This window comes from Bradyrhizobium sp., from assembly GCF_049586575.1.
Lineage (GTDB): Bacteria > Pseudomonadota > Alphaproteobacteria > Rhizobiales > Xanthobacteraceae > Bradyrhizobium.
Window position 1 is genome coordinate 1 of record NZ_JBAVCF010000610.1, and the last position, 2,820, is coordinate 2,820.

The window sequence follows — 2,820 nt, forward strand, 5'->3', positions numbered from 1 at the left end:
AGCGGCCACTTTTTTGCGAATGTTAGAATCGTAGGATCACTACATTCGCTTTCCGGACTCGCCGCGAGGGAGAGCGAATGTCAAATCCACTCCCCTAGTTCTCAAGATAGCTGAGAAAGCGAAAATACCCATGCCGACCGCCCAACCCGACCACCGCCCTCTTGAAGTCGATGCACGCTGCGTGCGGCTGAATGCCAAGGCCGAGACGCCGGCGGCGGTGGCGCCGGTTGTTGAGCAGCGGCCGTTATCGCGTGCCGACAACGAGGTGCTGATCGAGATCAAGGCGGCAGCCGTCAATCCTTCCGACATCAAGGCTGCCACCGGATTGATGCCGTACGCGGTGTTTCCGCGTACCTCGGGCCGCGACTACGCAGGCGTCGTGATTGACGGGCCGGCCGCCATGATCGGCCGCGAAGTGTTCGGCTCGTCCGGCGACCTCGGCATCCGGCGCGACGGCACCCATGCCACCTATCTCGCCGTCGAGGCTGAGGCGGTCGTTGACAAGCCGAAGAACCTGTCATGGGCGGAAGCGGCCGGGATCGGCGTGCCCTTTGTCACGGCGATTGAAGGCTTTCGCCGCGCGGGGCTGCCGGAAAGGCACGAGACGGTGCTGATATTCGGCGTGACCGGCAAGGTCGGCCAGGCCGCGGTGCAAATCGCGAGTTGGCGTGGCGCGCGCGTGATCGGCGTGACCCGCAAGCAGGAGGCCTACACAGGACATACCAATGGACCCGTCGAAATAATCGACTCATCGGCAACCGATGTGGCGGCACGCGCTCGCGAACTGACCGACGGGAAGGGCGTCAACATCGTGTTCAATACCGTGGGCGATCCGTATTTCGAGGCGGCGCACAAATCGCTTGCGCTACGCGGTCGGCAGATCCTGATCTCCGCGATCGACCCCATTGTGCAGTTCAACATCCTGGAATTTTACCGCGGCCAGCACTCCTACGTCGGCATTGACTCGCTCGGCCTGCCGTCGATCGCGACCGGCGCGGTGCTTCGCGAGATATCGCCGGGCTTTGTCAGCGGACATCTCAAGCCGTTCCCGATCAAGCCGAATGCCATCTATCCGCTGGAGGAGGCGAAGGCCGCGTTTATCGCGGTCGCGGGCTCCTCGCGCGATCGCGTCATCCTGCGGCCATAGGAAAACGTCGGTGCCCCCGGATTTCAACGTCGTCACTGGCGCAGGCCTGCTGATTGGCATTGCTTATGGCATGGTCGGACTGCTGAGCGGCTTTTGCCTGCTGAGCAGCCTTCGCGGCTGGTGGGCGGAGGGCGATAGCCGCCTGATCCGGACCTTTGCACTGGCGCTCGCGGTCGCGCTTGTGATGACACAACTTCTGGCAGGATACGGCGCCGTTGATCTCACCAAGTCGGTCTATCTCCAGCCGTCGTTCTCGGCGCCGCTGATGTTTGCCGGCGGTCTGTTGTTCGGCTACGGCATGGTGCTTGCGAATGGCTGCGGCTCGCGCGCGCTGGTGCTTCTCGGCTGCGGCAATCTGCGTTCGTTCGTCGTGGTGATCGTGCTCGGCATCTCCGCACAGATGACGCTGCGAGGGCTGATTGCACCGACGCGCCTCGTGCTCTTGAATGTCTCGACGATCAAGCCGGTTCATCTTTCCTTGCCCGAGCTGTTGCGGCCTCTGGGTGTCGGCGAGATTTCCGCGCGGATGGTTGTGGCCTTGGTGATCTCAGCCGCTCTGGTCATTTTTGCGTTTGCCCATGCGCCGTTCCGCCGTGCCGGTTGGCAGATCGCTGCCGGATTGGCCGTAGGTCTGCTCGTCGCCGCGGGCTGGTTTGCGACCGGCTATCTGGGCGCCGATGATTTCAACCCGGCCGCCGTCACTTCGCTCACCTTCATCGCGCCGGTCGCCGATACTGTGCAATATGTGATGCTGTCGACAGGGCTGACGCTCAATTTGGGCGTCGCCATGGTGGCTGGCGTCGTTGGAGGCAGTTTGCTTACGGCACTGGCGACGCGCCGCTTCCTTGTGGAGGGCTACACGTCGCCACGACACATGCTTCGTTCGATGGTCGGGGCGGCGCTAATGGGATCGGGAGGCGCGATGACGCTGGGATGCTCGATCGGGCAGGGCCTGACTGGTATTTCGACGCTGGCGATTTCTTCCTTCGTGGCAGTCGCCGGAATCCTGCTGGGTACAGCGGCGGGTCTGCGCGGCATGCTTCGCGTTCTGCCGCTGGAAGCGCCAAAGACTGCGCGCTAGTGGCGCGGATTTGACATTCGCTATCGACCTGACCGCGAACTCGCAATTCGAATGTCAGTCCGCTTCGCGGCTGAGTATTCGGACTTCGGAGGTCAGCGTGTGGTGCACCGGGCATTTGTCGGCGATTTCCATCAGCCGCTTGCGCTGATCGGCATCGAGCGGCCCTTCCATGGCGATGACTCGATCGATCTGATCGAGCATGCCGGCCTTGGTTTCGCATTCGGCGCAATCTTCCGCGTGAATCTTGCTGTGCCTCAGCGTCACCGTGGTTCGCTCCAGCGGCAGCGACTTGCGGTCGGCGTAAAGCCGCATAGTCATTGAGGTGCAGGTGCCGAGTCCCGCCAGCAGGAAATCATAAGGACCGAGCCCGGTATCGTCACCGCCCGATGCGATTGGTTCATCGGCAAGCATCTGGTGGGGCCCGACGGTTACGGTTTGCTGGAATTTGCCGTTTCGGGTCTCCCGAACCACGACGTCGCGTGGCCCGGCTTGGTCGCCGGAGGCTTCTGTCGATGCGGCTGTATCGAGATAACGTCCCGTCCATGCCGCGATGACATCGGCGACGTAGAGAGCGTCCTGGCGGTTGCTCAAC

Annotated in this window: 3 protein-coding genes; 2 read left to right on the top strand and 1 reads right to left on the bottom strand. The window is 62.6% G+C overall.

Annotated features, from left to right (window positions below; translation table 11 throughout):
- Positions 1-130 precede the first annotated feature (130 nt).
- Together WB528_RS22595 and WB528_RS22600 are read left to right on the top strand one after the other, a co-directional pair.
- On the top strand, positions 131-1,147 hold the full coding sequence (locus WB528_RS22595; RefSeq protein WP_423890844.1) for a quinone oxidoreductase family protein: 1,017 nt from the start codon (positions 131-133) through the stop codon (positions 1,145-1,147).
- 70 nt (positions 1,148-1,217) lie between these two features.
- Complete coding sequence (locus tag WB528_RS22600; protein WP_423890847.1) at positions 1,218-2,228, top strand: YeeE/YedE family protein; 1,011 nt, start codon at positions 1,218-1,220, stop codon at positions 2,226-2,228.
- Between the two features lie 54 nt (positions 2,229-2,282).
- On the opposite strand, the gene WB528_RS22605 is transcribed toward WB528_RS22600, so the two are convergent.
- On the bottom strand, positions 2,283-2,820 hold a 538-nt coding region (locus WB528_RS22605; protein ID WP_423890845.1), incomplete at its 5' end, for an OsmC family protein.

Excerpts from the sequence above, each read along its gene's own strand:
- WB528_RS22595 (WP_423890844.1), top strand. The coding sequence starts at position 131 with ATGCCGACCGCCCAACCCGACCACCGCCCTCTTGAAGTCGATGCACGC.
- WB528_RS22600 (WP_423890847.1), top strand. The coding sequence starts at position 1,218 with ATGGTCGGACTGCTGAGCGGCTTTTGCCTGCTGAGCAGCCTTCGCGGC.